This window comes from Streptomyces sp. MAI_2237, assembly GCF_054189285.1.
In genome coordinates, this window is the sequence record NZ_JAJPGQ010000001.1 from 120726 (window position 1) to 145641 (window position 24916).

Here is a 24916-nt window from a genome sequence, read left to right on the forward strand (position 1 = left end):
CGTTGCTCAGCTGTTCGTCGGTGCCGGCCGCTTGAACATGCGCGTGGCGGTGATCTCGCTGTGGACCGCCTCGCCCTCGCCGTTCGCGCTCTGCTGCGGCAGTCCGGGCCTGAGGTGTTCCTCGACGCTGATGTACTTCAGCCCGGCCCGCAGGTCCGCGTCGTTGCGGAGCCTGATCACGAGGGGGAACTCCGCCAGCGCGGTCGTGTCGAACAGGCCTGTGGTGTACAGGAGTTGGACGCCCAGCGCGTCGGACACGGCCCGCTGCAGCTCCAGCAGATAGGTGGCGTTCGCGCGCCCGATGGGGTTGTCGAGGAACAGCGTGCCGGCGTGGCGGTGCCTGTCCCGGCCCCGGTCGTTGGAGCGCAGGGCGGCCATCGTGCAGTACAGGGCGATGGCCGCGGTCAGCAGCTGGCCGCCCGAGAACACGTCGCCCATCTGCCCGACGGGCACCCGCTCGGCGCGCAGTACGGCGTCCGGCTTGAGGATCTCGACGGCGACGCCCTTGGGCTGCAGGGCGGCGGCCACACCGCGCAGCAGCAGGGACATGCCGTCGCGCCGCAGGTCGGAGTTCTTCTTCACGGCGGCACGGGTCGCCTCGTCGATGACCTCGCCCAGCCGCTCGGTGAGCGTGGCCTGGTCCGGCTCCTCGAAGCGGATGCGCAGGAACTCCTGCCCGGACCACTCGCCGAGCCCCTCCGGCAGCCGGGACAGCCGCTGGGCGGACCGCAGGGTCGCCAGCGCCGACTCGACGAGGCCGCGCAGACGGTCCACGATCGAGTCGCGGTTGCGCTCCAATTGCGCCAACTCGTCGGTGAGGACGCGGAGTCGGGGCGCGAAGGCGTCGGCCCACTTCTGCGCGTGCTCGGGCAGCGCGGCGGCGGGCAGTTCGCGGATCTGCTGGCGCGCGGGTGTGCGGACCTGCTCGTAGCGCGTGGAGTTGGCATGCCGGACGAGGACGTCACTGGCTTCCCGAACGGCGGACTCGGCGGCCGAGAGGTCGGCGGCGCACCCGCGCAGCGAGCGGCGGGCCTCGGCGGCGGAGTGCCGGGCCTCCTCCAGGCTGCCCGGGTAGGGCTCCGGTTCCTCCTGCTCCTCCTCGAAGGCGTGCTCGCGCAACAGGTCCCGCAGCATCGCGGCGATCTCGTCGAAGCCGCCGGCCGCGTCCTCGGCCGCGCGGTGCGCGTCGAGCAGTTCGGCGTGCGCCTGCCGGGCCTGGCTCAACGCCTCGGTGAGGGAGCCCAGTTCGGTGGTGGCCGTGCGCAGCAGTGCCTGGGCGTGCTCGGCGTCGCGCGGCCGGAGCTCCTCGGGCAGCTCGGTGTGCGCCTCGCCGTCCTCGGGCGCGTGCCGCTCCGCCTCGCCGCGCAGCCGGCCGAGCTGCTCGCTCGCGCTGGACATCCGGGTTTCCAGCAGCTGGACCAGTTCCTCGGCCCGGGCGGCGGCGGCCTGCCGGGACGGCCCGTCGGAGCCGTCGGGCGACTGCAGCAGCTGCTCGGCGCGGGTGCGGACCTTGTTGCTGAGCCGGTCCAGTTCGGTGCGGGCAGCGCTCTCGTCGCTCTCCGCGCGGGCCTGCTCGGCGCGCAGGTCGGCGCCGACGCCGACCTTCTCGTAGACCTGTGAGGCGGCCCGGTAGGCCTCGCGCAGGGCGGGCAGCGACCCCTTCGGGGCCGCCGCTTCGTCCTCCGGTACGTCGTCGGGGGCGCCCGCGATCTCGGCGCGCTCTGCGCGCAGCGCGCGGGCGGTGCGGCGGGCGTCGTCGGCGGCCCGCTGGGCGGCGCGCCGGTCCTCGTCGGCGGCCCGGGCGCGCTCCAGGCAGACCTGGGCGCGGGCCTCCGACTCGGCGCCCTCGTCGGCCAGTTCACGGAGCTTGGCCTGCCAGCCGGCCCGCTCGCGCAGCCGGAAGGCGAGTCCCGCGAGGGCGTCGGCGGCGCGGCGGGCCTTCTGCGCGGCCTCCTGCCGCTCGTCCCGCACCTGGGCGGCCTCGGCGGCGGCCTCGTCGGTCTCGGCCCGCACCGTGCGCGCCTCGGACAGTTCGGCCTCCGCCTCCTCGGCGAACACGCGGGCGTCGTGGGCCGCCTGGGCCAGTTCCACGAGGCGGCCGGCCGGACAGCCCGTGCGCCAGGAGGCGAGCCGGGCCGCCAGCTCGCGGTCCTTGCCCAGCCGGGCGGCGAGCGTGCGGATCTCCTCGTCGCGCTCGGTGGCCCGTGCGCGCAGCGCCTGCCGCTCCTCGTCGGCGGCGCGTTCGTCGTGCATGGCCGGGTTCGGCGGGACGAGGAACACACCGGCGGAGCCGCCGTGCTCGGAGTCGTGCGCCGGGGTCGGTGCGAGCAGCGCGGCGGCGGTGCCGACGGCGACGGCCGAGCGCGGCAGCAGGGCCGCGTCGGCGAGGGCGTCCCGGGCACGCGCGTGCGTGTCGGGGTCGGTGATGATCACGCCGTCGACCAGCTCGGGCCGGGCGGCCAGCACCCGTGCGTGGTCGGCCGGGTCGACGGCCTGGGCGAGGTAGCGCCAGCCGGGCAGCGCGGGGATGCCGTGCTCTCCGAGGAACTCGACCGTGGCCAGCACGTCGGGGCCGGGCGGCAGCAGTCCGCCGTCGCCGAGCGCGCCGAGGATCCGGGCGTCGTCGGCCGCGGCCGTGCGCAGTTCGAAGAGGTGGCGTTCGGCCGTGGAGACCGAGTCCTCCAGGAGCTCGCGCAGTTCGTCGGCGAAGCGGTCGAGTTCCTCCGGCGTGAGCGCTCCCTCTTCGCTCCCCGTCTCCTGACGAGGCCGGGGAACCGCCGACCGGTCGGCCTCACCGGGCCTGCCCGACCGGTCGGCCTCACCGGGCCTGCCGGACAGGCTCAGCAGCTCCGCCAGCCGTTCCTCGGCCGCCAGAGCCTCGGCCAGCCGCCGTTCGGCCTCGTAGGAGCGCTGTGTCGCGGCCGCCGCGTCCGCCGCACGCGCCGCGGTCAGCTCGGCGCGGGACTCCGCCGAGGCCGCCTCGCGCGCGTGCTCGGCCGCCTTGCGGGAGGCCTCCCGGGCCGTGTCCCAGGCCGCCACGGCCGTCTTCTCGGCGTCGCTGGCCGCGAGGGCGGCGCGCGCCGGGTCGGCGTCGGGTGCGCTGTCGTCGAGCCAGCCGGCCCGCACCGCCTCGGCGGTCTCCTGTTCGACCTCGGTCAGGCGCTGCCGCAGGTGCCCGATCTCGCTGCGGGCCCGCTGCGCCTCGGTCGCGGCGGCCGTCGAGTCCCGGTGGGCGGCCTCGCCGACCTCCTGCAGGGCGGCGGAGCGCTCCTCCTCCTCGTTGGCGAGGGTCTCGGCGCTGTCGGCGGCCGACTGCAGGGCCCGTACGAGATCCACGGCGGCCTTGGCGCGGGCGGCGAGCGCGGGTGCCGCGTCCCGCTCGGCCTCCTGGATGGCGGCGGCCACGCGGGCGACGCGGTCGGCGGCGGCGCGGTGGCGCAGGACGGCCTCGGCGGCCTGCCAGGCGGAGTGCAGGGTGCGGGCGTCGGCCAGCTCGCGCTTCTGCGCGGCGGCGGACTTCTCGGCGGCGGCCAGCGCCAGGGAAGCGTTGCGGTAGGCGAGTTCGGCGGCGATGAGCGCGCTGCGCTCGCGGGCGCCCTCGGCGTGCGTGACCGCGTACGCGGCGGCGGTGACGCGCTGGGCGAGGTCGGCGGCCCGCACCCGCTCCCGCGCGCCGCGGGCGGACAGCCGGCGGGCCAGCGTGCGGGTACGGCGCTCGGCGCCGGCGTGGACGTCGCGCGCACGCGCGCGTGCCTCCGCGCCCTCGATGATCCGGCCGAGGAGGTCCACCGATCCGGCGGTGAAGTCCCGTTCGGCCATCAGCTCGGCGCGGCGGCCCAGTTTGTTGCCGAAGCCGCTGACGAGGTCGGCGAGCCCGTCGGTGTCCCGGGTGTCGGTGACGGCGCGCAGCAGGAGGTCGGTGAAGTCGGAGTCCTTCTTGACCGCGAAGAGACCGGCCGCCTCGCCCTCGTCGGCGTTCATCTCGCGCTGGTAGCGGAAGAGTTCGGGGTCGAGACCGAGATCGCCGAGGTGCTCGATCCACCGGTCGTGGATCTCCTCCCAGTGCACCTCCAGGTGGGGGTAGGCCTTTCCTGCCTCGGTGAGGGCGTCCCGGAAGCCCTTCATGGTGCGGCGGCGGCCCTGGGCGCCCGACTGGCCCTCGACCACAGGACGCACGGCGGTGGACTCGGCGACCGGCAGGTTGTCCAGGGACAGTCCGGGTCCGGGCCGGAACGAGTACCAGGCCTCGGCGAACTTGCGCGGGTCGTTGGAGACCTGCCGGCCGCGCCACTCGCTGACCTTGCCGACGACGACGCACTCACCGGTCAGCGTGTGCTGCCACTCCAGGGCGACGTGCCCGCAGTCGTCGGCGAGCAGGAACTTGCGCAGCACGCCGGAGCTGGCGCCGCCGAGGGTGTTGCGGTGGCCGGGCAGCATCACCGAGAAGATCAGCTTCAGCAGGACCGACTTGCCGCCGCCGTTCTCCAGGAAGAGGACACCGGCGGGCGCGGGGCGGCGCGGCGGCCCGACGGGCTCCTCCTCGAAGAACTCCGCCTGGGTGGGCGCGGGGTCGGGCACGGGCTCGCCCACGCCGCGCAGGTCGAGCACGGTGTCGGCGTAGCGCGCACCGGCGGGCCCGATGGAATAGAGGCGGACGCGGGACAGCTCGTACATGGCGGACTCTCGTAGGTCTTCGGCAGGTGGGGGGTCAGGACGGGGACGACGAATGGAAGGGCAGCCCGGCGTCGGCCGCCAGGTGCAGGTCGTCGGTGTCCTCGGGCGGCAGCAGTGTGGGGGTGCCGTCGGTCACCGGGACGACGCCCAACTCCAGCAGTTCGGCCATCGCGGCGCTGCCCGCCATGTCCCGCACCTGGAGCTGGTAGCGGGCGGTGGTGCGGTAGGTGCCGCCGTGGTCGTCACCGGTGCGCTGGAGGAAGCCGGAGTCGGTGAGGAAGGCGACCGCCTTGCCGACGATGCCGGTCGTCGAACCGGCGAGTCTGCGCGCGTCCTTGGTGGCGCCGGCCGCGCTGCGTCTCATCCAGATCCGCCACGCGGCCTCCAGCCCGGGCGCGTCGGTGGCCGGGTCGGTGTTCTCGCCCTGTTCCTCGGCGCGTTCCTCCAGCCGCCGGCAGGCCTGCCGGACGAAGGCGTCGACGCCGTTGACGGTCACGCGGCCGATGTAGCCGTCGTCGGCCAGGTCCTCGGGGCGGGGGAAGGCCATGGCGGCGACGGCGAGGTGGGCCAGTCCGTGCAGGAAGCGGTCCCCGCCGTCGGCGGACGTACGACGTGCGTAGTCGCCCATGCGGACGGCGAACACCGAGTCCTCGGCCGCGGTCACGGCCATCCCGGCGCGCGGGGAGACCTCCAGAACGATCAGTCCGAGCCCGGCGGCCACGGCGTCCGCGAGACGCGCGAAGGGCGGGTCCTCACGGTAGCGCCGCAGCAGTTCGGCGTACTCCTGGTCCCGCGCGGGTTGCAGTTTGGGCTGCAGCCCGAAGGCGACGAGCCGCGCCGCGTCGGCGGCGTCGGCGGGCGTGACGGCGCTGGGCGCCGAGGGCGCCGGTGCCTCCGTGTCGCTCCGGTCGACGTGCTCGGTCACTGCTCGGGCTCCTTGTTGTCGCTTCGTTCCTCGGTCATGCCGCTTCCGTCCGGTCCGCGGCCATCCCCGCCGCGTCCAGCAGGGCGGTCCCGACGATCAGGTCGGCGCCGCCGAACTCGGGATCGTCCAGCTCGGTGCCGTCGTCGACGGCGAACAGCAGCTTCTCCTCGCCCTGCCGGTAGGCCGTCCCGACGGGCGGGCTGGCGGCGTGCACCGCCAGCAGGGCGACCAGGTACGGCAGCTCGGGGTCGAGCCGGCGGGCCTCCGCCAGCAGTCCGGACAGCCGGCGCGGCGCGTCGGCGGGCAGGTCGAGCAGTTCGTTCGCCGCGGCCAGCTGCTCCTCGCTGAACCGGCTGTCGTCCGGCGTCGCGATGAGATCGGGTTCCGGCATCTCCGCGCCGAGGTGCTCCCGCTCCACCGGGGGCGTCAGCAGGATGTCGACCAGGTCGCCGACCCGCACCGACACCGGCGTGCGCAGGCCCGTCCCGCGCGCGAAGAAGGCGTCCGTGACCCGGACCGCCTGCTCCAGCGGCAGGGGCAGCACGGGAGCGACCAGATGTCCGTACAGGTCTATCCCCGACGAGGTCATGGGGGTGGCGAACGCCTGCCGGTCCTGCTCGGCGCGGAACAGCGGCCCGGCCTCCAGCAGCCGGGACTGCAGCTGGGTGTGCCGGCGGATGCAGTCCTTGACGATGTCGACGAGCTCGGCCGCGCGCCGCTTGTGCTCGACGTCCTCGGTCTCGTCGCGCGCCTTGCGGATGTTGGTGAGGATGGCGTTCTCGTGGCGGTACCGGTCGGCCACGTGGTCCAGCGCCTCGGCGATCATGTCGGGCACGGAGTTGAGCCAGTCCACCGCCCGCACGTTGCGCCGGGTCGCGTCCAGGGCGCGGCGCAGGGTCTCCGAGTACTGGACGGTGCGGTAGCGGGCCTGCTCGGCGGCGAGCTGCGCGTCGGCGAGCCGGCCCCGGTTGATGAGCACCTCGAGCTTGACCTCGGCGGCGATCTGGGCGCTGGTGACGTCCGTGTCGAGGGCGCCGACCAGGACGTTGACCGCTTCGTCGGTCGTGCGGAGGTACACCGTGCCGCCGGGGCCGGGCACCTCCTCGATGAGCTTGAAGTCGTAGTCGCGCCGGACATAGCTGCCGTCGGTCGTGAAGGTGCCGTAGACGGCGCGGAAGCCGCGGTCGACGCTGCCGACGTTGATCAGGTTCTCCAGGACCCAGCGGGCCACCCGCTCGTGTTCGGCGACGGGACGCCGCGGGGCCTGGGCGGCGATGCGGGGGATGAGGCGGGCGACTATCTGGTCGTGGTCGGCGCCGGTGTCGAAGTCCATGTTCAGGGTGACCAGGTCGATGGCCGCGAGGGCCACCTCCGCCATGCCGTAGACCGAGTACTCCCCCGCGAGGTTGGCCTTGCGGGCGTCCAGGTCGTGCAGCGGCGCGGTGCAGGCGAGCGCGCGCAGCCGCCGCGCCAGCCCCTCGTCGGCGGCCGGGCCCGGTGCGGGGCGCGGCCCCGCGCTGAGCTGGGGCGGAACACGGTCCGTCGGTGCAGGCGAAGTCACGGTGCACAGACTAGGTCCTCGGTCTGACAACGGCCCAAACGACTCAGACGGGCCCTGGCGTCACACTTTGCACCTCAGTGCGACAAGACCCCTGCCGTACCCGCTCCGGCGCCTACGCCTCCTCGCCGACCCGCCTGCGGTACACCTCGACCACCCGCTCCAGGGAGTCCTCCAGGTAGACCGCGAGCAGCTGCTCGGCCTCGCCCCGGTCTCCCGCCTCCAGCGCCTGGAGGATCTGGCGGTTGCGGGCGAGATAGGGCTCGTGGAGCCGCTTGGGGTCGTCGACGACGTGGAAGGCGAGCCGCAGTTCGGCGAAGACGCTGCGCATCAGCTCGTCGGTGCGGGCGCTGCCCGCGAGGGCGACCAGTTCCCGGTGGAAGTGGATGTTGGCGGTACCCAGCGCTTTCCAGTCACCTTCGCGTGCCGCCCGCAGCCCCTCGTCGACGGCTTCCGACAGCGCGCCGAGCCCGTACGGCGGCTCGCCGAGGCCGCGGACGACGGCGCACTCGACGAGGCCGCGGGTGCGGTAGATGTCCTCGACGTCCTCGACCGCGAGGACCCGGACGAAGACGCCGCGGTTGAGCTCGTGCACGAGCAGGCGTTCGTGCGTGAGCAGCCGGAACGCCTCGCGCAGGGTGTTGCGGGAGACCCCGAGCGCGCCCCCGATGCTGTCCTCCGACAGCCGCGTGCCGGGCGGGAAGAAGCCCTCGGCGATGCGGCTTCTGAGAATGTCCGAAACGCGTTCTGCGGTGCTGGTGCGCCCCAGGAGGGCGCGGTCCTCGGCGAGTGACGTCAGCTGCTCTGCCATGCCGGAATTCAATCGCAGATCAGAAGAACGAACCAACATGGGTATTGAGGGATCGTTGAACGATCCTCTACGGTTCTCCTCGCGGCACCGCTGCGGTTCCCGGCGGCGCCCACGACTCCCTCTCGGCACGGCTCACCCCTCAAGCACCCTTCGTCCTCCCTCTGCGAGGTGCCCATGAGCACGACCCCTCCTCCCCAGGCACCGGCCACCGGCGCGCCCACCCCTGAACTCACGTATCACGACGGCGCGTTGGGCTGGCTGCGCGCCCTGGGGCCGCGCGGCCGGCGCGCCTTCGCCGGCGCTTTCGGCGGCTATGCCCTGGATTCGTACGACTACTTCACGCTCCCGCTGAGCATGGTCGCCCTGTCCGCGTACTTCGGCCTCGACAGCGCCCAGACCGGCCTGTTCACCACCGTCACGCTCGTGGTCTCCGCGGTCGGCGGCGCCCTGGCGGGGGTGGTGGCGGACCGGGTGGGCCGGGTCAAGGCCCTGATGATCACGGTCATCACGTACGCGGTGTTCACCGTGGCCTGCGGTTTCGCGCCCAACTACGAGACCCTGCTGGTCTTCCGGGCGCTGCAGGGCCTCGGCTTCGGCGGCGAGTGGGCGGTCGGCGCGATCCTCGTCGCCGAGTACGCGAGCGCCCGGCACCGCGGGCGCACCCTCGGCGCGATCCAGAGTTCGTGGGCCGTGGGCTGGGCACTGGCCGTCATCGTGTACACGGTCGTCTTCTCGTACGCGGGCGACGACCTGGCCTGGCGCATCATGTTCTGGACCGGCGCCCTGCCCGCGCTGCTGGTGATCTGGATGCGGCGCCGGGTGCACGACGCCCCGGAGGCGGCCGCCGTACGCGAACGGAGCACAGGGAAGGGCTCGTTCACGGCGATCTTCAAGCCGGGTCTGCTGCGCACCACCGTCTTCGCCGGCCTGCTGTCCACCGGCGTCCAGGGCGGCTACTACACGCTGGCCACCTGGGTGCCCACGTATCTGAAGACCGACCGCGGCCTGTCGGTGGTCGGCACCGGCGGCTACCTGACCTTCCTGATCTCCGGCGCCTTCCTCGGCTACCTGACCGGCGGTTACCTCACCGACCGGCTCGGGCGCCGGCGCAACATCTGGCTGTTCGCCCTGCTGTCGGCGGTCTGCATCCTGACCTACGCCAACATCCCGCAGGGCGCCAACACCCTGCTCCTGGTGCTCGGTTTCCCGCTCGGGTTCTGCATGTCGGCCATCTTCAGCGGCTTCGGGTCCTACCTGAGCGAGCTGTACCCGACGGCCGTGCGGGGCACCGGCCAGGGCTTCACGTACAACACCGGGCGCGCCGTCGGTGCCGTCTTCCCCACCGCGGTCGGCTTCCTGGCCGACAGCTGGGGCGTCGGCGGAGCCCTGGTGTTCGGCGCGATCGGGTACGGCCTCGCGGCGCTGGCGCTGCTCGGGCTGCCGGAGACGCGCGGGAAGGAGCTGGCGTGAACCGGACCGAGGACACGGTCGCCGACCTCCCCCTGACCCTGGTCGACGAGCACGCGCACGCGTGGAGCCCGAAAGCCGCCCGCGCCCGCTTCCGGGACGGCCTCACCGGCCCCACCGCCGGGGTCGCGGCGGGCCACACCCAGGTCAACCTGATCTCGGTGCCCGCCGACTGGGCGTACGACATGCTGCTGTTCTGCCAGCGCAACCCCAAGCCGTGCCCGGTGCTCGACGTGACGGACGCCGGTTCCTGGAGCACCGTCCTCGCCGACGGCGCGGACCTGCGCACCGACCTGCCGCGCTACCGGGTGTGGCGGGACGGCGAGTTGCTGGACGAGCCCACGGACGTGCGCGCGCACTGGCGCCGGGATCTGGTGTCGTTCCTGATCGGCTGCAGCTTCACCTTCGAGTGGGCGCTGGCCGAGGCGGGCGTGCCGATCCGGCACGTCGAGCAGGGCCGCAACGTGCCGATGTACGTGACCGACCGTCAGTGCCGCCCGGCGGGACGGCTGCACGGCCCCATGGTGGTGTCCATGCGGCCGGTGCCGCCGCAGCAGCTGGCGGCGGCGATCCGGGAGAGCAGTCTGCTCCCGGCGGTGCACGGCAGCCCCGTGCACTGCGGCGATCCCTCGGGGCTCGGCATCGGCGACCTCGGCCGGCCCGACTTCGGCGACGCGGTGGACGCGGAGCCGGACGACATCCCGGTGTTCTGGGCCTGCGGAGTCACCCCGCAGGCCGCGGTGACGGCCTCTCGGCCGCCCTTCGCCATCACGCACGCACCGGGACAGATGTTCCTGACGGACGCCCGCGACGAGCAGTATCGCGTGGCCTGAGAGAACGAAGGAACCATGACCTCGATCGATCTGAACGCCGACCTCGGCGAGGGCTTCGGCCGCTGGCAGCTCACCGACGACGAGCGGCTGCTGTCCGTGGTCACCAGCGCCAACGTGGCCTGCGGCTTCCACGCCGGGGACGCGGCCACCATGCGGCGCGTGTGCGAGCTCGCGGCCGAGCGCGGCGTCCGGATCGGCGCCCAGGTCTCCTACCGGGACCTGGCCGGCTTCGGGCGGCGGGCGATGGACGTGCCGCCCGCCGAACTGGCGGCCGAGGTGGCCTACCAGATCGGCGCCCTGGAGGTCTTCGCACGCGCGGCGGGCACGCGCGTGTCGTACGTCAAACCGCACGGCGCGCTCTACAACCGCGTGGTGCGCGACGAGGAGCAGGCCGGAGCGGTCGTCGACGGCGTCCTGCTCGCCGACGCCACGCTGCCCGTGCTCGGCCTGCCCGGTTCGCGGCTGCTGGAGTACGCGGAGAAGGCCGGGCTCCCGGCCGTCACCGAGGCGTTCGCCGACCGCGCCTACACCGAGGAGGGCACGCTCGTGCCCCGCGCGCACGAAGGCGCCGTGGTGACCGACCCGGAGGCGGTCGTGGAGCGCTCGGTGGGCCTCGCCCGCGACGGGTGGGTCGACGCGCACTCCGGGACGCGGGTCGAGGTACGCGCGCGGTCCCTGTGCCTGCACGGCGACACCCCGGGTGCCGTCGAACTGGCCCGGCTGGTACGGGAGCGCCTGCAGGCGTCCGGTGTCCGGGTGGAGGCCTTCGCATGAGGGTGCTGACCGTCGGCGACGGCGCCCTCCTGGTCGAGGCGGCCTCCGGCGAGGAGGCGCGGGCGCTGCACGCCGAACTGCTGCGCCGCCGCGCGGAGGGCACGCTGTCGGCCCGCGAGATCGTCCCCGCCGCCCGCACGGTCCTCCTGGACGGCGTGGACGATCCGGCCCGCCTCACCGCCGAGTTGACGGCCGCCGAGGTTCCCCCCGCTCCCCCACGCGCGCATGACGTGGTCGAGATCCCGGTGCGCTACGACGGCCCCGACCTGGCGGACGTGGCCGCGCACTGGGACGTCGACACCGGCGAGGTGGCCCGCATCCACGCCGGCACCGAGTTCAGCGTCGCCTTCTGCGGGTTCGCCCCCGGCTTCGGCTACCTCACCGGCCTGCCACGGCGCTACGACGTCCCGCGCCGGGCCACCCCGCGCACGGCCGTCCCGGCGGGCGCCGTGGCCCTCGCGGGCCCCTACACGGGCGTGTACCCGCGCTCCTCCCCCGGCGGCTGGCAGCTGATCGGCAGCACGGACACGGTCCTGTGGGACCACGCGCGCGTGCCGGCCGCGCTGCTGTCGCCCGGCAAGCGCGTGCGGTTCGTCCCGGTGGGGCGCTCATGACGGACCGAGCGCTCGTCGTCGTACGCGCCGGGGCCCTGACGACGGTCCAGGACCAGGGCCGCCCGGGCCACGCCCATCTCGGTGTGCCGCGCTCCGGGGCGCTCGACGGCCCCGCGGCGGCGCTCGTCAATCGTCTCGTCGGCAATCCGCCCGGCGCCGCCGTCCTGGAGACCACGGTCAACGGCTGCTCGCTGCGGCCGCGTTCGGCGGTCACGGTGGCGGTCGGGGGCGCACCCTGCCCGGTGACGGTGGAGGGCCGCCCGGTGCCCTGGGGCGCGCCCGTACGCGTCCCCGCCGGCGCCCTCCTGGACATCGGCACCGTCGTCTCGGGAGTACGCGGCTACGTCGCCGTCTCCGGGGGCGTCGCCGTCGATCCGGTGCTGGGGAGCCGTTCCACGGACCTGCTGTCCGGTCTGGGCCCCGCACCGCTCACGAACGGCACGGTGCTGCCCCTGGGCACGCCGGAGGCGCCTCACGCGCGCGTGGACGCCGCCCCGCAGCCGGCGCCGCCGGGCGAGCTCGTCCTGAGGGTGACGCTCGGTCCGCGTGAGGACTGGTTCACCCCGGCGGCACTGCACGCCTTCACCTCCCGCACCTACCGGGTGTCCCCAGCCAGCAACCGCATCGGCCTGCGCACGGAGGGCCCCGCCCTGGAACGAGCCCGTCCCGGCGAACTCCCCAGCGAGGGCATGGTGCTGGGCGCGGTCCAAGTACCGCCCGACGGCAGGCCGGTGGTCTTCCTGGCCGACCACCCGACCACCGGCGGCTACCCGGTCATCGCGGTCGTGCGTCCCCAGGACCTCCCGGCCGCCGCCCAGGCGGCACCGGGAACACCGGTCCGCTTCGTAGGAAGGCATGGCAGGTAGGTCCCTCCCAGGGGCGCGGTGGTCTGCGCGACCAGCCCCCACGCACCCGCGCAGACCACCGGCCGGCGCTTAGGCCGCACCGGGAACACCGGTCCGCTTCATAGGAAGGCATGGCAGGTAGCGCCCCTCCCAGGGGCGCGTGAAACTGCGCGACCAGCCCCCCACGCACCCGCGCAGACCACCGGCCGGCGGCCCTCACGCGACGTCCGCCCGCTCCAGGACGGACACCGCGGCCAGAGCCGCCGACACCGCCGCCGCAGCCCCGATGTCCAGCCGCCCACTCGTCCCCCGCACCCCGTGCCGCACCTCGTCGGCGGCCAGCCGAAGCAGCTGCGGCAGCAGATCGGTGCACCGCCGCGCCACCCAGGCGGTGCCCGCCGTGGCCAGCCACCACAGGCTCGCCGACCTGGTGGGCACGGGATGCTCCGGCTCCGGCGAGGGCGCCGCCCCCGTCGCACGACCCGCCTGCGCCAGCAGCGCGTGGAAGCGCACCGCCAGCTGCCGGTGCCCGCGCTCGCCGGGGTGCAGCCGGTCCGCGCTCCACATCGCGCGGTCCGTGATCCAGCCCTCCTCGGCCGCGTGCAGATGCACCGCCCCATAGCGGTCGGACAGCACGTGGACCACCTCGTCGACCGCCCGCTGCCGTCTGGCCAGCGGCCGGGCCAGGGAGCCCGGGAGGCCCAGCATCGAGCCGGGGTCGGGCAGACAGGCGGTGAGCAGCGTCGCGCCCTGCGCGGTGAACGCGGCGTACACCCGGTCCAGACGAGCGGCGACGGCGTGGATGTCGAACGTGCGGCGCAAGGTGTCGTTGACGCCGATCACCACGGACACGACGTCCGGCTTCAGGGCGAGACCTGCCGGCATCTGGACCTCCAGCACCTCCCGGGTCTGCGCGCCGCTGACGGCGAGGTTGGTGAACTCGACGTCCGCCTCGGCGAGTCCGCCGGCGAGCAGCGCGGCCCAGCCGCGCCACCCGTCGGCGGCCGGGTCGCCCACGCCCTCGGTCAGGGAGTCCCCGAGGGCGACGAAACGCGGGGCTCTCATGCCACGCCCCCGGGGACGACGCGACGCTCCGGGACCGTCGCGTCGTGCGCGGCGAGGAACGCGTCGACGGCCGCGTTCCACCCGAAGCACTCCGCACGCGCGCGTGCCGCCTCGCGCCGTTCCCGTTCGGGGAGTCGGAGCAGCGTGTCCACGGCGTCCGCGAACGCCTCCCCGTGGTCCGCCGCGACGGCCCCGGCCGAGCCGATGACCTCCGGCAGCGCCGACGACGCGCTCACCACGACGGGGGTGGCGCAGGCCATCGCCTCCAGCGCCGCCAGGCCGAACGTCTCGGCGGGCCCGGGGGCCAGGCAGACGTCGGCCGAGGCCTGCAGCGCGCCGAGCCTGACGCGGTCGGAGACATGCCCCAGGAACGTCACCGGCAACCGGCGTTCACGCGCCCGCAGTTCGAGCCGTGCCCGCAGCGGCCCGTCGCCGGCGACCACCAGCACCGCCCGGCGGCCGCGACGGATCAGCGCCTCCAGGGCGTCGAGCGCGGTGCCGGGGCGCTTCTCCACGGACAGCCGTGTGCAGGTCACGAGCAGCGTCTCGGTCACGCGCGCGTACTGCGCGCGCAGCGCAGCGTCGTACAGGGCGGGACGGCGTTCCACCAGGTCGACGCCCAGCGGTGCCCGTACGACGTTGCGCGCGCCGATCCGTACGAACTCCCGCTCGGCGAACTCGGTGGTGCACACGACGCGCGCGTAGGCGTGCGCCGTACGGGTGTTGAGGGCGTCCGCGGCGCGCCGGGCGGCGCCCTCGGACAGGCCCCAGGTGCGCAGCACCCCGTCGGCGGTCTCGTGGGAGACCATCACGGCGGGCACCCGGTGCCGCCGGGCCCACTTGCCGGTCCACCTGAGGGTCGTCCGGTCGGAGACCTCCAGCCGGTCCGGCGCCAGTTCCTCCAGCAGGGCGGCGACCCGCCGCTTGTCGGTCAGCACGCGGTAGCCGCCCGTACCGGGCAGCAGCGGTCCGGGCAGGGTGATGACGCGGCCCTGTTCGGTGTCGCGGTCGTCGGCGCGTGCGCCGGGGACGACGAGCACCGGCTCGTGCCCGGCCACCCGGTAGCCCTTGCCGAGTTCGCGCAGGGCGGTGCGCAGTCCGCCGGAGGCGGGCGCGACGAAGTTGGCGAGGCGGACGATCCGAAGGGGGGTCATGCCGCCACCGCCGTCTTCTTCCGGGCGGCGAGCACGTCCGCGTAGTGCCCGATCAGCTGGTCGCCGACGGCCGCCCAGGTGCGCCCCTCGACCGTGGCGCGGGCGGTGGCACCGAACACGAAGCGCCGTTCGGGGTCGGCGATCAGGGACCTCACCGCCTCGCGGACGGCGTCCGCGTCGTGCGGCGGCACCAGCAGCCCGGTGCGCTCGTGGGCGACCAGGTCCAGCGGGCCGCCGACGGCGGGCGCGACGACCGGGACACCGCCGGCCATGGCCTCCTGCACGGTCTGGCAGAAGGTCTCGAACGGGCCGGTGTGCGCGAAGACGTCCAGGGAGGCGTAGATCCGGGCGAGTTCCTCGCCGGTGCGGCGGCCGAGGAAGACCGCGCCCGGCAGGGCCTCGGTCAGGCTCGGCCGGCTCGGGCCGTCCCCGACGACCACGACGCGCACCCCGTCGAGTCCGCACACGCCCGACAGGAGTTCGACGTGCTTCTCGGGGGCGAGGCGGCCGACGTAGCCGACGATCAGCTCGCCGTCGGGGGCGAGTTCGCGGCGCAGGGCCTCGTCGCGCAGGTCGGGACGGAAGCGGACGGTGTCCACTCCGCGCGGCCACAGCTTGACCCGGGGGACGTCGTGGGTCCGCAGGTCGCGCAGGGAGGCGCTGGAGGGGGCGAGGGTGAGGTCGGCGGCCGCGTGGACGGAACGGATGCGCCGCCAGGCCGCGGCCTCACCGGCGCCCATGTAGGTGCGGGCGTATCCGGCCAGGTCGGTCTGGTAGACGGCCACGGCGGGGATGCCGAGCCGGGCGGCGGCGGCCATGCCGCGGACGCCGAGGACGAAGGGGCTGGCCAGGTGCACGATGTCGGCCCTGTGCTCGACCACGGCGGCGGCGAGGCGCCGGCTGGGCAGGGCGACACGGACCTGGGGATAGCCCGGGAGCGGGAGGGAGGGGACACGGACGACGGGGCACGGCGCCTGGGCGTCGGGCCCGGTCCCGACCCGGCCGAGCAGGGCCGCGGTGGCCGGGGCGACGACGAGCGGATGGTGACCGCGATCTACGAGGTGCCGGGCGGTCTGGAGCGCGCAGTGGGCCACGCCGTTCACATCGGGGGGAAAGGATTCGGTCACGATGACGACACGCATACCGGTGTTCTCGCCGTGCCGGACGTGGCCGCGTCAACGTGGATCTTTGCGAACGATGAACGTCCCGTGAGCGTTCCTTCGCACACCCGGGCAGGTCAGACCGTGTCCATGACCGGCTGACCCGCGGGTCATCCCTCGTTCATCCGGCGGCCGTGCCACCACCCGGTGTCACGGTCCGAGGGGGTCTCCCCAGCACCGGGCCTGCCCGGATCCCGCCGTCGGCGTCCTTCTGTCCGCGCGCCTCACACGGCGGGCCCCTCGGGTGCGATCCGGCTGCGTACCGCCGTCTGGACCTCGGCCTCCTCGGCCGGATCGGCGGCGAGGCGGCGGAGTTGTTCGACGACCCGGGCGTCGCCGGTCTCGGCGTGCCGGGCGGCGATCTCGCGGGTGGACTCCTCGCAGTCCCAGAGGCATTCGACGGCGAAGCCGGCGGGGAAGGAGGGGTCGGTGGCGGCGAGGGCCCGGGCGGCCCGGCCGCGCAGGTGGGAGGAGGCGGTCTCGCGGTAGATGTGGCGCAGGACGGGGGCGGCGCAGACGATGCCGAGCCGGCCGGTGCCGTCCACGAGGGTCCACAGCGTGGGGGCGTCGGGGCCCTCGCCCCGGACGGCTTCCCGCAGTGCGCCGAGGACCAGGTCCTTGTCCTCGACCCCGCCGCGGCAGGCGAGCATACGGCCGGCGGCGGCGCCGAGCGGGTCGGGGCGGCGGGCCCAGCCGCGCGCGCGGTCGACGGCGGCGATGCTCCGCATCCGTTCGAAGGCGGCCACGGCGGCCTCCACGACGGCCGGTGAGCCCGTGGCCACAGCACCCTCGATCAGGTCGAGGGCGTCGGGATCGTTGCCGTCGGCGAGGTAGCGCAGGGCGGTGCAGCGCGCCCCGTCGAAGCCGTCCTCGGCGGCCCGGACGATCTCCGCCCGGTCCTCGGGGCCGGCGACGGCGACCAGACAGCGGGCGGCGGGGACGTGCAGGGCCGCGCCCCGCTCGAAGCCCTGCTGGGCCCACTCGAAGACGGCCTGCACGCTCCACCCTGGACGGGGCCCGGTCGGTCGCATCTGCCGTTGCCAGCGGTCGAAGCAGCCGGCCTCGTGGGCGGCACGCACACGCGTGGCGATCGATTCGCGGGGATCCTCGGCCCACAGCCGCCAGGGCCGGGGCTCGAAGGCGTCCCGTACGGCGGCGGCGAGCTCGGCCTCGCCCTCGGCGTCGGTGGCGAAGCGGGCGAGGACGGGCGCGGCCAGGGACCGCAGACCGGCGTCGTCGTCCCGCAGGGCCAGCTCGTCCAGGGCCCAGGCCCAGTTGGCGCCGGAGGCGGCGTACCTGCGCAGCAGCTGGAGCGCGTCCCGCCGGCCGTAGGAGGCGAGATGGCCGAGGACCGCGAGGGCCAGGCCGGTGCGGGACTCCTCGGTGTCGAAGGCGTCCTCGACGTCGAAGAGGTGGGCCTCGATCTCGTCCAGCTCGCCGTGCAGGTCGAGGTAGAGGCGGGCGTAGTAGAGGGAGCGGTTCTCCACCTGCCAGTCGTGGCGGGGATCGCGCAGCACACAGTGGTTGAGAGCCGCGAGCGCTTCGGCGCGCGGCGCGGTGAGCGCGTGCAGTGTTCCGTCGCCGCGGCCCCGCTGAAGCAGGCCGAGCAGCGTACCGCTGGGCGCTATGACCGGTTCGAACATGGGAAACAGCCTCACATCAAGCGTCGACGCAACCGGGGATCCTGCTTCACCTGGCCGCGTGACAACACGTCGGGGCGCCCGCCGTTTCCTGCTTGCTGTAGACCATTTCTCTCTGCCTCTCGTCGGTGGCCCATGCGGGCCGCGTCACGGCCCGCGCGGTGCGGCATCACCTGCCCAGCCATCGCGTCCGTGAATCACGACGTCATGATGACTCGGCAGTTCGACCTGCCGCGACCGAAATTTCGGCGGCCCTGTACCGCCTCCCCCGTTTTCTGTGTTTTCGCTGGTCAGAACATACGGATCAGTGTGCGCCGAACAATTCGAGCAGTTCTGTCCGGCCGAACATCCGGGCCGTGTCCACAGCCGACGGCGTGCCCGCGGACGGGTCGGCGCCACCCTCCAGGAGGGCCTTGATGACGTCCGTCTCACCCTTGAAGACGGCCCCGGCGAGCGGCGTCTGCCCGCGGTCGTTGATCTCGTCGGCGGCGGCGCCCCGGGCGAGCAGTTCGCGCACCGCGTCCGCGTGCCCGTGATAGGCCGCGAGCATGAGGAGCGAGTCGCCCCTGTCGTTGGTGAGGTTGGCCGGAACGCCTGCGTCGACATACGCCACGAGTGCCTCGGCCGGACCCTGACGGGCCAGATCGAAGATCTTGGTCGCCAGCTCCACGACCTCGGGGTCGGGCGCTTCAGTCATCGGCCGGTCCGCCTCTCATACAACCGTTCAGGTGAATCGCAAGGGTACTGGCTCGCGCCGCACATGACCCGATGTGCCGGAGGTAAAGATCACCACAGGCCCGGTCGGACGCAAACGCCCTGCTCAATGGGGTCAGCAGGGCTCCGCCATCCGAGGGAAATCCAACGAAATTCACCCAGTTGCACCTTTTATCGTATGGATACATCCTGTGATCCTGGAAGTACTCATGGTGACTGTCCCCGCGAACCAGGAGAACTCAAATGATCCTGTCCATCTCAGGCGTGGTCCTGCTCGGCATCGTCGTCTTCCTCTTCTTCCGCAAGGACGGGCTGAAGGCCTCGCACGCCATGGTCTCGGCCCTCTTCGGCTTCTATCTGTCCAGCACCGCCATCGCCCCGAGCATCAAGGCGGGCGGCGAGAGCCTGGCCAGCCTCCTCGGCGGCATCAAGTTCTGACGCCGTTCCTCCGTCCCGTACGCACCCCGAGGAGACAGCAGTGGCCCGGCGCCCCCTCCCCCGCATCCTGAGCACAGGCAGCGCGCAGATCGCCCGAAGCCGGGAGCTGGCCCGGACGGCGGCCGACAGCGCCACCGACGTACTCCATCCGCTGATCACGATCACGCGCGGTCTGCGCCGGCTGGCGGCGGCCGGCCGGCGCAGATGGGCCGAGACACCCAAGGACAAGCGCGGACCGCTGCTGTTCCTGGTGGCGTCGGTGGTCCTGGTCGTGGCGCTCGTGCCGTACGGCCCGCTCCTCGCCGCCGTCGTCCTGATGTCGGCGGCGGCCTGGCAGGGCCGCGACCGCAGGCCGCCGGAGCCGGACGGCCCCGACGACTCGCAGACCCAGCGCCTCAAGTCCCTGTACGAGGCCCTGGTGCCGTACTTCTCGACCCCCGAGGACCCGGACCCCCTGTACGCCCACGGCGGCGAGTGGGAGAAGGCGTTCCCGGCGTACGAGTTCGACCAGACGGGCCGCACCACCGAACTGGTGATCCGCTACCCCGCCTACTTCCCGGACGGCGAGGCCGAGGCCAGAGCCCGGATCGAGCAGCTGCTGCACGCCAAGTCGGGCCGCGGCCGCGAGTACCACTTCGCCTGGGACGAGGAGGGCAACCAGCTGACCGTCACGGTCCTGTCCCCGCTGCCCACCGACATTGCCGCCCAGCGTTTCGTGACGGCCCCCGGCGAGACGGTCCTCGGCTTCACCGACTCCACCCAGGTCCAGCGCACGCTCCCGCTCGGCTACGGCGAGGAGCAGCGCGACGTCCCGCCGGTCGTCTGGCGCACCGGGATCCGCTCCACCGAGCCGCACCTGCTGGTCATGGGCCAGCCGGGCAGCGGCACCTCCACCCTGCTGCGCTCGATCGCCCTGCAGGCCCTGCAGTACGGCGACGTCGTGATCGTCGAGGGCGGCGGCACCGGTGAGTACGCGTGCCTGACCGGCCGGGACGGCGTCCTCGCCGTCGAGTGCGGGCTCTCGGGGGCGACGGCCAGCCTGGAGTGGGCGGCCACCGAGACGGAACGCCGGCTCATCGCCGCCAACCGCGCCCGTCAGGCCGGCCACCCGCCGCCGGAGGACACCAAGCGCCCGCTGTGGCTCCTGCTGGACCGCCCCACCGCCTTCTCCCACCTCGCCGCCGCGGACGGCCGCAAGGACCCGCAGGCCCTGCTCCAGGTCCCCCTGCGGCACGGCCGCGCGGCGAACGTCACGGTGGTGGTGGCCGACCAGTTCGACAGCGCGGACGCGCTGAGCGACGCGGTACGCCAGCACACCCGCGCGCGTGTCGTGCTCGGACCCGCCACCGCGGAGCAGTTGCGGGCGGTCCTCGGAGCGCCCCCGAACACGACGCCGGTGGCGCAGGTGCCGCCCGGCCGGGGGTACGCGCGCCTGGGCGCCGGGCCGGTGCACCGCCTGCAGGTGCCGTCGACACCGGACCCCCACGACGACGCGACGAGCGACGCGGACCGGCAGGCGGTGCTCGCGCTGCTGCCCCCGCGGACGACGCCGGCCGACGGGGAGACCGTGGAGACCGGGCAGGTCGAGACGGAGCCGATCCAGGCCGAGGCCTTGCCCGTGGAGGCCGTCGAGGCCGCGGTGGCCGAGAGTTCGTGAGCCGAGGCAGGCACCGGATGCGGTGGGGAGGCGGCGCGTCTCACGCCACGACCGTGGACGCGCGCACGCCAGGACCGGCGTGGGCCTCACTCACGACCCGCGCCGGCCTCACGCCACGAACGTGCGAGGCGTCTCCCCGCCGCCGCCCGACGCACCCGACTCCACCAGCTTCGCCGCCGCCGCGAGCCGCACGGCCGCCTCTTCGGCCACCGCGCCTCCCACGGTGAACGGCAGCCGTACATACCCCTCGAAGGCGCCGTCGACCCCGAAGCGGGGCCCCGAGGGCACCCGTACACCGACCCGCTCCCCCGCCTCCGCGAGCCGCGAGCCGGACAGCCCGCCCGTGCGCACCCACAGGGTCAGTCCGCCCCGGGGCACCTCGAACTCCCACTCCGGAAGCTCCCGCCGTACCGCGGCGACCAGCGCGTCCCGGTTCTCCCGGGCCTGCCCGCGCCGCAGCTCCACGGCCTGCTCCCAGCCGCCGGTGTTGAAGAGCCAGTTCACGGCCAGCTGTTCCAGCACCGGCGTGCCCAGGTCGGCGTAGGCCCGCGCGGCGACCAGGCTGCGGATCACGTCCGGTGCCGCCCGTACCCAGCCGATGCGCATCCCGGCCCAGAAGGCCTTGCTGGCCGATCCGACGGTGATGACGCTGGAGCCGGCGGGGTCGAAGGCGCAGACGGGCCGCGGCATCGAGTCCTCGTCGAGGTCCTCGTCCAGCCACAGCTCGCTCATCGTCTCGTCCGCGATCAGCACCGTTCCGGCCGACCGGGCCGCCTCGACCAGCTGCCGCCGCTGGTCCTCGGCCGCGAGCGCGCCGGTCGGGTTGTGGAAGTCGGCGACGATGTACGCGATCCGCGGCGCCGCGTCCCGCAGCACCTGGCGCCAGCGGTCCAGGTCCCAGCCGGTCAGCCCCTCGGCCATCGCGACCGGCACCAGGCGCGCCCCCGCCTCCCGCATCAGCTGCAGGATGTTGGCGTACGACGGCGACTCGACGGCGATGCGCTCGCCGCGCCCGGCGAACAGGTGGCAGATCGCGTCGATCGCGCCCATCGCACCGGTGGTGACCATGACCTGCTCGGGCATGGTCGGGATCCCGCGCGCGGTGTAGCGGTCGGCGATCATCGAGCGGAGGGCGGGGAGCCCGGCCGGGTAGTCGCCGTGCGTGTGGGCGTACGGGGGCAGTTCCTCCAGGGCTCCCTGGACGGCCCGGGTGAGCCAGGGTTCGGGCGCGGGCAGTGCCGCGCAGCCGAGGTCGATCATCGATCCCAGGGCCTCGGGCGGGAGCGGTTCGAGACCGCGCGCGGGCAGCGGGTTTCCGGCCGGTACGGCCGTCCAGCTGCCGGCGCCGCGCCGGGACTCCAGGAAGCCCTCGGTGCGCAGTGCCTCGTAGGCGGCCGCGACCGTGGTGCGGCTGACCGACAGGGCGAGGGCCAGTTCGCGTTCGGCGGGCAGCCGGGCGGCGACCGGGACGCGGCCCTCCAGGACCAGCAGACGGATGCCGTCGGCGAGGGCCCGGTAGGCGGGCGGACGGCGCGTGCCCGGACCGGCCGGCCGGTCCTGCTGGGACTTCAGGAGCCGGGCGAGCTGCGCGGCACCCATCGCCGAGGTCCACTGCCCCATGGAAATCAGTCCACCTTCCCCGGATTGGCCATGGATGAGGTTTCCACTCACCCACCAGGGTGGCATGCACCAGGCCACCACGACCACAGGGGGTATCCCTTGGCCAGCAGGGACCGTTTCGGACGACGGTTGATCCAGTTGTACGTCGGGCTCGCGCTGTACGGCACGAGCTCGGCGCTCCTCGTCCGCTCGGGCCTCGGACTCGAACCCTGGGGTGTGCTGCACCAGGGGCTCGCACGGCTGACCGGCCTCACCATCGGCGTCGTGTCGATCATCGTGGGCGCGGCGGTGCTGGTGCTGTGGATACCCCTCCGCCAGCGCCCGGGCCTCGGCACCGTCTCCAACGTGTTCCTGGTCGGCATCGCCATGGACGGCACGCTCGCCCTCTTCCCCGACGTCCGCTCCCTGGCCGTACGCCTCCCCCTTCTCCTGGCCGGCATCGCGCTCAACGGCGTGGCCACCGGGCTCTACATCTCCGCCCGCTTCGGTCCGGGTCCGCGCGACGGCCTGATGACGGGCCTGCACCGCCGTACCGGCCGCTCGATCCGCTCGATGCGGACGGCGATCGAAGTGGCGGTCGTGGCGACGGGGTTCGTCCTCGGCGGCACGGCCGGCATCGGCACGCTCCTGTACGCAGTGTCGATCGGCCCCCTCGCCCAGCTGTTCCTGCGGGTGTTCGACGTTCCCCCGGCATCCGGCGGCAGCACGGTCGTTGCCGCCGGGCAACCGCGGCGCGCCATACTGCGACCGTGACCCCAGCGATACGCCACCCCTATCTCGACCATCCCGGTCCGATCGCCTTCGCCCACCGGGGCGGTGCCGCGGACGGCCTGGAGAACACCCTGCTGCAGTTCCGGCGGGCGGTGGCGGCGGGTTACCGGTACATCGAGACCGATGTCCACACCACGGCGGACGGCAGGCTGGTCGCCTTCCACGACGCGACGCTGGACCGGGTGGCGGACGGCGGGGGACGGATCGCCGACCTGCCGTGGGCGGAGGTGAGCCGGGCCCGGGTGGCGGGCAAGGAACCGATTCCGCTGTTCGAGGAGCTGCTGGAGACCTTCCCCGAGGTGCGCTGGAACGTCGACCTGAAGGCGGAGTCCTCGCTCCTGCCCTTCCTGGAGCTGGTCGAGCGCACGAACGCCTGGGACCGGATCTGCGTGGGCTCCTTCTCCGAGGCGCGCGTGGTCCGCGCCCAGCGCCTGGCCGGCCCGCGCCTGGCGACGTCGTACGGCACCCGGGGCGTGCTCAACCTGCGCCTGCGCTCCTGGGGCGTGCCGGCGGCGCTGCGCCGCTCGGCCGTCGCCGCCCAGGTGCCCGAGGCGCAGTCCGGCATCCAGGTCGTCGACCACCGCTTCGTGCGCGCCGCCCACGCGCGCGGGCTGCACGTGCACGTGTGGACCGTCAACGAGGCCGAGCGCATGCACCGTCTCCTGGACCTGGGAGTCGATGGCATCATGACCGATCACATCGACACGTTGCGCAAGGTCATGGAGGACCGCGGCGTCTGGGTCCCCCACCCCTGACCGCCGCATCCGGCAGCCCTCGCGCGGGACATCCACCGGAAAAGCGAGGCGCGGGTGAGCACCACCGACACCGTGCGGACGGCCACCACCGACCTGCGGCGCGAGCAGCGCGGCTGGTACTTCTACGACTGGGCCTGCTCCGTCTACTCGACGAGCGTGCTCACGGTGTTCCTGGGCCCCTACCTGACCGCCGTAGCCAAGTCGGCGGCGGACGCGGACGGGTTCGTGCACCCGCTGGGCATCCCGGTGCGGGCCGGGTCGTTCTTCGCGTACTGCGTCTCGGCGTCCGTGATCGTGTCGATCGTGGTGATGCCCCTGGTGGGCGCGGCGGCCGACCGGACGGGCCGCAAGAAGCCGCTGCTCGCCGTCTGCGCCTACGTGGGCGCGACGGCCACGACGGGGCTGTTCTTCCTCTCGGGCGACCGGTATCTGCTGGGCGGCCTGCTGCTGATCGTCGCCAACTCCTCCGTGGCCGTCTCGATGGTCGTCTACAACTCCTACCTGCCGCAGATCGCCCCGCCCGAGGACCGCGACCGGGTCTCCTCGCGCGGCTGGGCCTTCGGCTACGCGGCCGGCTCGTCGATGCTGATCGTGAATCTGGTGCTGTTCACGGCCCACGACTCCTTCGGCGTCTCGGAGTCGGTGGCGGTCCGCATCTGTCTGGCGTCGGCGGGACTGTGGTGGGGCGCCTTCACCCTCGTACCACTGAAGCGGCTGCACGACCGCCGTACGGCGTCCGCCGCGCCGGCGGTGCACGGATGGCGGCAGCTGGCCTCGACCGTCCGGGACATGCGGGGCAAGCCCCTCACCCTGGCCTTCCTGCTCGCCTACCTCATCTACAACGACGGCATCCAGACGGTGATCTCCCAGGCGTCGGTGTACGGCTCCGAGGAGCTGGGCCTGAGCCAGTCCACGCTGATCACGGCCGTGCTGATGGTCCAGGTGCTGGCCGTGGCGGGGGCGCTGGGCATGGGGCGGCTGGCGCGGGCGTACGGGGCCAAGCGCACCATCCTGGGTTCGCTGGTGGCGTGGACGGTGACGCTGGCGGCCGGGTACTTTCTGCCGGCCGGGGCGCCGGTGTGGTTCTTCGTGCTCGCGGCCGGCATCGGGCTCGTCCTCGGCGGCAGCCAGGCCCTGTCCCGCTCCCTCTTCTCCCATCTCGTCCCGCCCGGCAAGGAGGCCGAGTACTTCTCGGCGTACGAGATGAGCGACCGGGGTATGAGCTGGCTCGGTCCGCTTCTGTTCGGCATCACCTACCAGCTGACGGGAAGCTACCGGGACGCGATCATCTCGCTGGTGGCGTTCTTCGTCATCGGGTTCGTGCTGCTCGCACGGGTTCCGGTGCGCAGGGCGATCCACGACGCGGGAAATCCCGTTCCCGAGATGATTTAGCACTCACGGCGAAAGGGCTGTAGTGTACGCGTTTGGCCTGCCAGGCGTA

The 24916-nt window shown here is 73.8% G+C and carries 20 protein-coding genes; 10 read left to right on the forward strand and 10 right to left on the reverse strand.

Annotated features, from left to right (window positions below; translation table 11 throughout):
• Positions 1-6: 6 nt before the first annotated feature.
• From LN251_RS00555 to LN251_RS00570, 4 genes are all read right to left on the reverse strand, one after another.
• Entirely contained in the window at positions 7-4674 is a 4668-nt protein-coding gene (locus tag LN251_RS00555) for a hypothetical protein (RefSeq protein ID WP_458242606.1), read from the reverse strand.
• 34 nt (positions 4675-4708) lie between these two features.
• Positions 4709-5599, reverse strand: coding sequence for a hypothetical protein (locus LN251_RS00560; RefSeq protein WP_249835842.1), 891 nt, complete (start codon positions 5597-5599; stop codon positions 4709-4711).
• Positions 5600-5633: 34 nt separating this feature from the next.
• Positions 5634-7160 (reverse strand): hypothetical protein, encoded by a 1527-nt coding sequence (locus LN251_RS00565; RefSeq protein ID WP_458242607.1) that lies wholly within the window; start codon positions 7158-7160, stop codon positions 5634-5636.
• Between the two features lie 112 nt (positions 7161-7272).
• On the reverse strand, positions 7273-7968 hold the full coding sequence (locus LN251_RS00570; protein WP_458242608.1) for a GntR family transcriptional regulator: 696 nt from the start codon (positions 7966-7968) through the stop codon (positions 7273-7275).
• Positions 7969-8142: 174 nt separating this feature from the next.
• On the opposite strand from LN251_RS00570, the gene LN251_RS00575 reads away from it, so the two are divergent.
• Genes LN251_RS00575 through LN251_RS00595 form a run of 5 tightly spaced genes read left to right on the forward strand, consistent with a single transcriptional unit; the run spans position 8143 to position 12522 of the window.
• Positions 8143-9438, forward strand: a complete 1296-nt coding sequence (locus tag LN251_RS00575) for an MFS transporter (RefSeq protein ID WP_458242609.1) — start codon at positions 8143-8145, stop codon at positions 9436-9438.
• A complete protein-coding gene (locus LN251_RS00580) occupies positions 9435-10268 on the forward strand; it encodes a putative hydro-lyase (RefSeq protein ID WP_458242610.1) in 834 nt (277 codons plus the stop codon). The genes LN251_RS00575 and LN251_RS00580 overlap by 4 nt, the downstream gene beginning before the upstream one ends.
• A gap of 15 nt (positions 10269-10283) precedes the next feature.
• Positions 10284-11042 (forward strand): LamB/YcsF family protein, encoded by a 759-nt coding sequence (locus LN251_RS00585; RefSeq protein WP_458242611.1) that lies wholly within the window; start codon positions 10284-10286, stop codon positions 11040-11042.
• Positions 11039-11656 (forward strand): 5-oxoprolinase subunit B family protein, encoded by a 618-nt coding sequence (locus tag LN251_RS00590; protein ID WP_458242612.1) that lies wholly within the window; start codon positions 11039-11041, stop codon positions 11654-11656. The genes LN251_RS00585 and LN251_RS00590 overlap by 4 nt, the downstream gene beginning before the upstream one ends.
• Positions 11653-12522, forward strand: coding sequence for a 5-oxoprolinase subunit C family protein (locus tag LN251_RS00595; RefSeq protein ID WP_458242613.1), 870 nt, complete (start codon positions 11653-11655; stop codon positions 12520-12522). The genes LN251_RS00590 and LN251_RS00595 overlap by 4 nt, the downstream gene beginning before the upstream one ends.
• Before the next feature lie 195 nt (positions 12523-12717).
• On the opposite strand, the gene LN251_RS00600 is transcribed toward LN251_RS00595, so the two are convergent.
• The 5 genes from LN251_RS00600 to LN251_RS00620 form a co-directional block, all read right to left on the reverse strand.
• Complete coding sequence (locus tag LN251_RS00600; RefSeq protein WP_458242614.1) at positions 12718-13566, reverse strand: SGNH/GDSL hydrolase family protein; 849 nt, start codon at positions 13564-13566, stop codon at positions 12718-12720.
• Positions 13563-14720 (reverse strand): glycosyltransferase, encoded by a 1158-nt coding sequence (locus LN251_RS00605; protein WP_458242615.1) that lies wholly within the window; start codon positions 14718-14720, stop codon positions 13563-13565. The genes LN251_RS00600 and LN251_RS00605 overlap by 4 nt, the downstream gene beginning before the upstream one ends.
• Positions 14717-15862: a glycosyltransferase family 4 protein gene (locus LN251_RS00610; protein ID WP_458242616.1), complete on the reverse strand. Its 1146-nt coding sequence runs from the start codon at positions 15860-15862 to the stop codon at positions 14717-14719. Before LN251_RS00610 ends, LN251_RS00605 begins: the two co-directional genes overlap by 4 nt.
• 242 nt (positions 15863-16104) lie before the next feature.
• Positions 16105-17523 carry a HEAT repeat domain-containing protein gene (locus LN251_RS00615; protein ID WP_458242617.1) on the reverse strand — a complete coding sequence of 473 codons (1419 nt, stop codon included), beginning with the start codon at positions 17521-17523 and terminating at the stop codon, positions 16105-16107.
• A gap of 301 nt (positions 17524-17824) precedes the next feature.
• Positions 17825-18217, reverse strand: coding sequence for an ankyrin repeat domain-containing protein (locus tag LN251_RS00620; RefSeq protein ID WP_058926571.1), 393 nt, complete (start codon positions 18215-18217; stop codon positions 17825-17827).
• 260 nt (positions 18218-18477) lie between these two features.
• Here LN251_RS00620 and LN251_RS00625 point away from each other — a divergent pair, with 260 nt between their 5' ends.
• Together LN251_RS00625 and LN251_RS00630 are read left to right on the forward strand one after the other, a co-directional pair.
• Positions 18478-18672: a hypothetical protein gene (locus LN251_RS00625; RefSeq protein ID WP_058926570.1), complete on the forward strand. Its 195-nt coding sequence runs from the start codon at positions 18478-18480 to the stop codon at positions 18670-18672.
• A gap of 40 nt (positions 18673-18712) precedes the next feature.
• Positions 18713-20329: a hypothetical protein gene (locus tag LN251_RS00630; RefSeq protein WP_458242618.1), complete on the forward strand. Its 1617-nt coding sequence runs from the start codon at positions 18713-18715 to the stop codon at positions 20327-20329.
• A gap of 108 nt (positions 20330-20437) precedes the next feature.
• Here the strand turns inward: LN251_RS00630 and LN251_RS00635 are convergent, their stop codons facing one another.
• Positions 20438-21949, reverse strand: coding sequence for an SCO1417 family PLP biosynthesis transcription factor (locus LN251_RS00635; protein ID WP_458242619.1), 1512 nt, complete (start codon positions 21947-21949; stop codon positions 20438-20440).
• Between the two features lie 30 nt (positions 21950-21979).
• Here LN251_RS00635 and yczE point away from each other — a divergent pair, with 30 nt between their 5' ends.
• Genes yczE through LN251_RS00650 form a run of 3 tightly spaced genes read left to right on the forward strand, consistent with a single transcriptional unit; the run spans position 21980 to position 24867 of the window.
• Complete coding sequence (gene yczE / locus LN251_RS00640) at positions 21980-22702, forward strand: membrane protein YczE (RefSeq protein WP_458242620.1); 723 nt, start codon at positions 21980-21982, stop codon at positions 22700-22702.
• Entirely contained in the window at positions 22699-23475 is a 777-nt protein-coding gene (locus tag LN251_RS00645) for a glycerophosphodiester phosphodiesterase (protein WP_458242621.1), read from the forward strand. The genes yczE and LN251_RS00645 overlap by 4 nt, the downstream gene beginning before the upstream one ends.
• Before the next feature lie 54 nt (positions 23476-23529).
• Positions 23530-24867, forward strand: a complete 1338-nt coding sequence (locus tag LN251_RS00650) for an MFS transporter (RefSeq protein ID WP_458242622.1) — start codon at positions 23530-23532, stop codon at positions 24865-24867.
• Positions 24868-24916: the final 49 nt, after the last annotated feature.